Annotated in this window: 4 protein-coding genes; all 4 read right to left on the bottom strand. The window is 59.6% G+C overall.

Annotation, left to right across the window (positions count from 1 at the left end; genetic code table 11):
- Window positions 1-227 precede the first annotated feature (227 nt).
- Window positions 228-542, bottom strand: coding sequence for a hypothetical protein (locus CKO36_RS18145; protein WP_200286322.1), 315 nt, complete (start codon window positions 540-542; stop codon window positions 228-230).
- Window positions 543-614: 72 nt separating this feature from the next.
- Entirely contained in the window at window positions 615-2,651 is a 2,037-nt protein-coding gene (locus tag CKO36_RS18140; RefSeq protein ID WP_200286321.1) for a methyl-accepting chemotaxis protein, read from the bottom strand.
- Window positions 2,652-2,889: 238 nt separating this feature from the next.
- Window positions 2,890-7,383: a PAS domain S-box protein gene (locus CKO36_RS18135; protein ID WP_200286320.1), complete on the bottom strand. Its 4,494-nt coding sequence runs from the start codon at window positions 7,381-7,383 to the stop codon at window positions 2,890-2,892.
- Between the two features lie 13 nt (window positions 7,384-7,396).
- The coding region (locus tag CKO36_RS18130; RefSeq protein ID WP_200286319.1) for a zinc ribbon domain-containing protein at window positions 7,397-7,822 on the bottom strand (426 nt) is incomplete at its 5' end.

The following is a 7,822-nucleotide window of genomic DNA, read 5'->3' as shown; positions in this document are numbered from 1 at the left end:
CATCGGCGCTGTCCTTGGGTTGGGTTGCACCTCCAAGACTACGCCTTTCCCGGACTCCTGCCGCCCCATGCCTCGCGCTGATCACCTACTGAAATTGTTGGTTTTGGACCGAGGGATGATCAAGGCCGAGAATTTTTTATCCCAATGAATATTGATCATGGCGCGCGCTCGATATGCAGACAGGACAAGCTCGGGAATATCTGATCGGCTGCTCGCGGGGGAGGTTATTACTCCACATCCAAGTATTCCCGCTCAATTGCAGTCTCGATTGCCTGTGTCGCCGTGACCAATTCTTGATAGACCTGCCGCAAATCGGCGAGCCGTTGGATGTCCTCCGGGCTGGGGGCTCGGTCGTTTGTCGCCGCTCGACCGATTTCAAATAGTGTTTTCAAATATTCAGCTCGCGCCCGTGCCACCATCTCCAATATCGGAGTGAGATCCGAGAGCCGTAACTCCGGCAGTATCGGGTGTATGATACTGCGGTTGATCTCTTTGATCTTTGCATCAAGTGCGACGAGCAGGCGTCGGTTATAAGTGGTCATATTCGATTACTCCGTTCCTAATTGTCCCGTACCGTGTGATTATTTGCGCAAGGCTGGCGGCTCCCATTCGAATCACACCTTGAACTGACCGACGAGCGTTTGAAGCTCGGCCGCCAGCTTGGAGAGACCCTCGCTCGATGACGCGATCTGAACGGATGACTGCGCGGTACTGTCGACGACTTGAACGATGTTGGTCAAATTACGATCAATCTCCTCGGCGACTGCGCTCTGCTCCTCTGCGGCGCTGGCGATCTGGGTGTTCATGTCATTGATGCGGGTGATTGCCTCACCGATACTGGCCAGCGACTGCTCGGCCCGCCCCGCCTTCTCGACCGTCTCGTTCGAGCGCACCTGTCCCTGCTGCATTGCCGTTACGGCGCTATTCGCTCCGCCCTGGAGACGCTCGATCATCGATTGGATCTCCTTGGTCGAGTCCTGGGTGCGCGAGGCCAGGCTGCGTACCTCGTCGGCGACAACGGCGAAACCTCGGCCTTGCTCGCCGGCACGGGCGGCCTCGATCGCGGCATTGAGGGCGAGCAGATTGGTCTGCTCGGCGATCCCGCGGATCACGTCGAGCACCTTGCCGATCTCGTCGCTATCCGCCTCCAAACGATGGATCACACCGGCCGCCTGCTCCACCTCGCGGGCCAATGCCTCGATCGCTTCGATGGTCTCCCGCACCACACCGCTGCCCTGCCGGGCCTCCAGGTCCGATTCGCGCGCAGCCTGGGCCGCACTGTTTGCGTGGGCGGCGACCTCCTGCACGGTCGCCGTCATCTCGTTCATGGCGGTCGCAACCTGATCCGTCTCGGCCTGTTGGCGTTGAATCTGATCCTTCGTCCCCTCGCTGGTCATGTTGAGCTGCTCGGCCGCTGCCGCGAGCTGGCTGATTGCACCTGTCACCTGGGCAATGAGGGTCTGAATCTTGCCTGCGAAGGCATTGAAGTTGGCCGAAATCAAGGCGATTTCGTCCTTGCCGTCAACCGGCAGACGCCGCGTGAGATCGCCCTCTCCGCTGGCGATATCGCCCAGCGCGGTACCCACGCGACGGAGAGGAACCGAAACGCTGCGACCGAGCAACAGAATCACACCGATCAGCAGGACCAGACCAGCAACACCGATCAGCGTCAGCTGGAAAATGAGCGCATTGCTATCGGCCAGCACCGCATCGAGCGGCAGCGCCATGCCAATCGACCACTGCCCCTCATTGCCGGCCAGGGTCAGGGGAGCCGTAATCACCAGGCCCTGGCCTTGAAAAAGGTCGCTGTACCGGATGGTGGTAAAGGGCGTCCCCCGTGCCAGCGCTTCGGCTAATCGAGGCGTATCCTCACCCAAGGACTCCTTCTCGACCTCGGCCACATTCTTGCCCAACCGCGCCTCGTCCGCATGAGCGATCACCATGCCATCATGGGTGAACAACGCTGCAGCTCCACCGAAGGGGGTTATGGAGGCAATGATTTTCTGGATCGCCGAGATCGCCATATCGACGCCCAAAACGCCGACCACGCGTCCCTGCTCGCTCAGCGGTACAACGATCGAGGTCATCAGCACCGGCTTGCCACCAACCTCATAGCTGAAGGGATTAAGAATCATCAGTTTGCCGCTGTTGCGGGCCAACAGATAATAATCGCCGTCCCCAGGCGTTTCATAGCCCTTGAGCGCCTCCATCGCCACCTGCTCGCCGTCGCGGTACCAATAGGGGATGAACCGCCCGCTCGCGTCGTGACCGGGAGTTCCCGCATATTGAGCATCCAAGCCATCGAAAGCGTCGGGCTCCCACAGCGTCCAGACGCCGAACAATTCAGGATGCCCCTGCAGATAGGTTGAAAGAATATGATTGAATCGATCCCGACGCCTCTCAGCTGGGATCTGATCGCGCGACTCGACAACCGCCAACAGGGCTTGTAGTCCGCGCAATTCACCGTTGAGTTGCTGCTGGATCACACGTCCCTCAGCGCTTGCCATTTGATGGGCCGATGCAATCGCGCTCTCGGTGACCGCTTCCTTCAGGACCAGCTGCATGAAGACGATCATCCCGAGCAGCAGCATCAACGTCGTTGGAACCAGCGTAACCAACAGTTTTTGCATCATGGAAAAGCGCGCAAGCATGTAAATATCCTCGGTAGGTAGGGCGGACAGTCGAAACAGGCGTTACCTTCGTCAGCTGCTCAGGTTTCAGGGACAGATGGTTTCATTCGCTAAGGCTTTGATCGTCGGTTGATTCGCTCCAGGCGTTTCCATTGGAAACAGAAAGTTTCGGAGGGAGGCGGAAGCACCGATACCCGATGTTCTTGCCGAGGTTGACTGTAATGCAGATGGATGTGCAACGCCAGCTCACGCTCGGTTGTTATCCTTCATGCGTTCCTAAACGAGGGGTGTCATCAAGTGCCGGCCGATTCGGCGCTTCGCACGGCAAGCTGATGCTGAAGGTCACCCCCGCGCCGACCTGACTGGAAACCTTAACGCTGCCGCCGAGTACGCTGCTAACCAGGTTGTGAACGATATAGAGTCCTAGACCACTGCCGCCTTGGCCCAAGCGGGTGGTGAAGAAGGGCTCGAAAATGCGTGTTTGCTGTTCCGGCGGGATGCCGACACCATTGTCCTGATAGATGAGCTGGATGCTGTTGACGCCATCCAGGCGTCCTTGAATCTGGATCAAGCCACGCTCGATACCGGCAAAGCCGTGGGCCAAGGAATTACCAATGAGGTTGGCGATGATCTGCTCGAGCGGGCCGGGGTAGCTGTCCAGCTCCAGATCCGGGGCGATGTCCAGCTCAATGCGATGGGCTGTGCGTTTGAGGGTCGGCCGCAGGGTTGCAAGCACCTCGTTGACGGTCTCCAGCAAATTGAAGCGGCGCCGTCGCACGCTCGTCTGATCGACGGCGATCTCCTTGAAGTGGCCGATGAGATTCGCGGCGCGAACCGTGTTGCGTTCGAGCAAATCGACCGCTTCTCGAGTGTGTTCCAGAAAGTCGGCAAGCTGTGAGCGACGCATGGCGCCGGAATTCCACGCATTGGTGAGCTCATCAACCTGATCGCTCAGCGTGCTCGCGACCATGCGGGCATTGCCGAGAGGCGTGTTTAGCTCGTGTGCGACACCGGCAACCAGATTGCCTAAGGCCGCAAGCTTCTCCACTTGCATCAGCTGAGCCATCGCGCGCTGCAAAGCCTCCGTGCGCGCTTGCACAAGTTCCTCCAGATGCTCGCGATACTGACGCAGCTCTGCTTCGGCCTGGCGACGCTCGGTAATATCCATACTGAGGCCGACGACCCCACGCACCGACGCCCCATACCTGACTGGAGCAATCACATTGTGGAAATAGCGCTCCGCCCCGTCACTCACCACGCGGGCCTCTTGATCGACGAGCTCGCCCGCGAGTGCCCAACCGAGCATGGCCTCCAAGCGAGCCGAGATGAGTCGGCTCGCCGCTGCCTGCGCCGAACTCTGACCAACCAAATCGCCCAGTCGTGCCTTTGAAGCCAAATTCTGCAGCACGAAGCAACAGTCGGCATCGAGTACGAAGAAGTCGAACGGAATGCTCTCGATGGCCGTGCGAAGCCTCGCCTCGCTCTCCCGCAGCGCCCGTTCCGCGCGCTTCTGATTGGTGAGATCGTGCACTGAGGACAGCAAGACTTCCTCATCGCCAAACATGACGATCTCGGTGGACCAGAGAATTTCGCGACGCTCGCCATTGCTATTGGAGATCACAAAGGGCATATCTTTAAATGGACCGTTCTCTCGCAACTGCGAGACGATGTGCTCACGCGATGCGGCATCTGCCCAAAAGCCAACCTCTTGCGTTGTGCAACCCAGTAGATCCTCGCGCGTGGAGCCGATCATGCTGGCCCAGCTCGCGTTGACATCGATAATCCGGCCCTCGGCGAGGGTCGAGATTACCATCGGCGCCGGACTTGATTGAAAGGCTTTGGCGAACCGTTCCTCGCTCTGGCGTAGTGCCGCCTCCGCCCGATTGCGCTCAGTGACGTCCTGAAGGTAGGAGATGCGCACCATCTCGCCACTCAGCTCGATGGTATTTGCAGACCAGAGATAGTCGCGCGGCTCGCCGTTTTTCAGTGTGACGGGAATCGGAAAGTCGTGCAGGGTGCCCTCACTGTCGAAGGCCGCGTAGGCGGCGGCCAGAATGGAGGCATCCCTCACATGCCCGAGTTCGAGAAGGGTGCGTCCCACCACCTCCTCACGTGCGTAGCCTGTCGCACTCAGCCAACGGTCGTTGACGTCGATGAGACGACGTCTCTGAATATCGGCAATCACCGTCGGCGCGGGACTGCAACGAAAGGCCTTGGCAAAACGCTCTTCACTCAGGCGCAACGCCTCCTCGGCACGCTTGCGCTCACTGATGTCGGTGACATTGGCAAGGATGGCCGGTTCATCTCCGAAGCGGATTGCGCGTAGCGTGACCTCGACGGGAAAGAGGCTTCCATCCCCTGGCCGCTTCGCGATCCATTCGAAGCGCTGGCTCCCCAGCCTGAGGGCACGCTTACAATGATCGATCACCTCGCTTTTGGATTGCTCTGGTCCGGAAATGTCCGTGACGTCGCACGCCAATGCATCGCGATGCCCCAGCCGATACATCTCAAGCATGGCCTGGTTCACCGCCAGAATCTGGCCTTGGAACGAGTGCACCATAATGGCGTCGAAGGCGTTGTCGAAGACGGTACGGTAGCGTGCCTCGCTCTCCTTGAGTTGGGCGAGCAAGAGCTGGCTATTGAGTGCCTCTTCGACCCGCTCGGCGATGCTGCGCAACAACCGCTGCTCCGCCGATGTCCAGACGCGCGGCCCTTCGCACTGATGAATGCCCAGCAGCCAGGGCCGATCCGCTCGTGGACGCAGCGCCATCGCCATTTGGCTGCAGATACCTGCGGTACATGCGGCAATCGATGACGCGGGAAAATCCCTGATCACGGGGGCGTCTTGTGCCAGGGCGGTGCGCATGATCGCTCGGAAATCATTATCCAATGGAACCTCCCGTGCCAACACATAAGCTCCGGGGTAAGCCTCGTGGGTCGCTTCCATGGTGATACGAGCGACGGTTGCCTCGGGATCGCAGGGGGTCAGGAAAAAGGCTCGATCGGCCTGAAAGATGTCCAGAATCGCTTCGACCAGCTCTTTCAAAACATCAATGTCGGGCGATCTGCAGGTGAGAATCCGCGAGACGCGATCCAGGTTCTCCAGGAAGTGGGTCTGCGCGCGCAAGGCCAGCTCGAATTCGCGGCGCTGCAGGCTATGAGCGACAATCTCGGCCACCATGCGCGGCAGCCTGATCTCCTCGTTGGACCAGACGCGACTCGGTCCCGCCCCCTCCAGACCAAGAAACCCGCGCAGACGCTCGCCCCAACGCAGCGGGATACACATCAATGCCTGGGCGTCGGGCTCGTCTGGTATCGCTTTGGAAGCGGTCTCTTGGTCCGGCAACACCAGATCCGCGATTGCCACCTCACCACGTTCGAGACGTCCGAGGAAGGCCCGACCGTCGCCGATTGGGAGATCTTGCAGCCCCCGCATTCGAGGTGCGACGCCCTCAGCGCACCATTCATGGACTCGACTCGCTGTTTGGTCGTCCGCGTCCATTTCGACGAGGAAGCCCCGCGCGGCGCCCGCGAGCGAGCCGACACACTCCAGCGTCCAATCGAGGCGTGCGTCCAGGTCGTCCCAGCCCGGCTTAATCATCAAGGCCGAGATATCGGCCAATGCCTTCTCGGAGCTCAGATGATCGCGCAGCTTGGCTTCGGCGTCCTTACGGCTGCTGATGTCGCGGGTAAAGGCGACGTTGTAATTCTTGCCATCCGCCGAGATGTAATTGCTGAAGACCTCGACAGGGAACATGGAGCCATCCTTGTGCCGGTGCCTGGACTCGAAATTCAGAGAGCCGGCCGCGCGCAGGCGCTGCAAGAACTGCGCAGTCTGTTCGATGGGGAAATTCGGATCGAAGGTATCGACTTGGCAGCCAAGCAGTTCCTCTCGACTGAAGCCCACCGAGCGGCAAGCCTCGTCGTTGACGTAACAAATCCTGCCATCGGCATCGAACCAAGTGATCGCGATGACGGCCCGATCGACAGCGGCTTGGGTCAGCCTCAGGGATTTTTCCGACTCCTTACGTGCGGTAATATCCAAATGAGTGCCGAGCATGCGCAGCGGACGCCGTCTCCCATCCCATTCAATCACGCGCCCCACCGAGCGCAGCCAAACCCAGTCTCCGGCTCCCGATATAAGGCAAAAGTCGGTCTCATACTCGGAGCGTTCGCCCGAGACCACCTCCTGGTGGAGTTTCAGCACATGATCGCGGTCGTCGGGATGCAGCCATCCGCGCCAAGTCTCGAAGCTCGCGGACCGCTCATCCGGATCTCGCTTGAGCAGGCGCACATGGGCCGCGTCGAACACCACATCGCCGCTCGTCAAATCCATTTCGAAGAGCGCCTGACCGGAGACTTCGAGTGCGAGTGCCAGGCGTGCCTCGCTCTCCCGTAGCGCCCGTTCGGTGCGGAGCTGGTCCGTCATCGGCCGGACCAGCGCGCAACAGCACTCAACAGTCACGAGATCGAGATGCTGGCTATAGATCTCGACCGAGGTGATCGAGCCATCACGGTGGCGGTGGCGAGTGAGAAAGCGCAAATGCCCAGCACGACGCAGTTCCCACCAGTGCTCGGGCCAACCCTCTTGCGAGAAATCAGGATCGATATCCCAGATAGACATCTGTCTGATCGCATCGCGGCTGTACCCCAAGGATCGGCAGGCGGCCTCATTGGCATCAAGCAGGCGCCCATCGGGACGGATCCAGAACAGGAGTTCACGCTCAACGGGCACAATGTCAATGGGGTTCATGCGCTGCCTGTTCCTAAAAACCTAAATAAAGTTGCTCACGTTGGTTTTTCGGCACTTCGCTCTCCGTTGATAGCACCCTTGCGGGCGAGCAACTGGAGTCCTGGTTGAGCAGTCCCAACCGGAGGCGCTCAGTCCGTGCTTGCAGGATCGCTTTAACCTGTTTGAACGGCGTGAACCGATCAATGTCCGGGTCTGACAGCCTCGCCAGCACGTTTCGCGCAGCGTTCTGATCCGCCTGCAACACAACCCCGTCGGAACAGTAAAACCGATCCCCTTTGCGCTGGCCGTCGAGACAACCGGTTCGGGAATCGATTTGCGATGTGTAGGCCGGATTGATCAGAACGACCGCAGAACCTCTGCGGATTGAAACACGATCAAGTGCTTCGGCAATGACGCCTTTCGTCCAGCTTGCGAGCCGGCGATTGACGTTCTTGCCGAA

Origin of the sequence: Rhabdochromatium marinum, assembly GCF_016583795.1 — a bacterium.
Lineage (GTDB): Bacteria > Pseudomonadota > Gammaproteobacteria > Chromatiales > Chromatiaceae > Rhabdochromatium > Rhabdochromatium marinum.
This window is presented reverse-complemented; position numbering and strand designations above follow the sequence as displayed.

Excerpts from the sequence above, each read along its gene's own strand:
- CKO36_RS18145 (WP_200286322.1), bottom strand. The coding sequence starts at position 542 with ATGACCACTTATAACCGACGCCTGCTCGTCGCACTTGATGCAAAGATC.
- CKO36_RS18140 (WP_200286321.1), bottom strand. The coding sequence starts at position 2,651 with ATGCTTGCGCGCTTTTCCATGATGCAAAAACTGTTGGTTACGCTGGTT.
- CKO36_RS18135 (WP_200286320.1), bottom strand. The coding sequence starts at position 7,383 with ATGAACCCCATTGACATTGTGCCCGTTGAGCGTGAACTCCTGTTCTGG.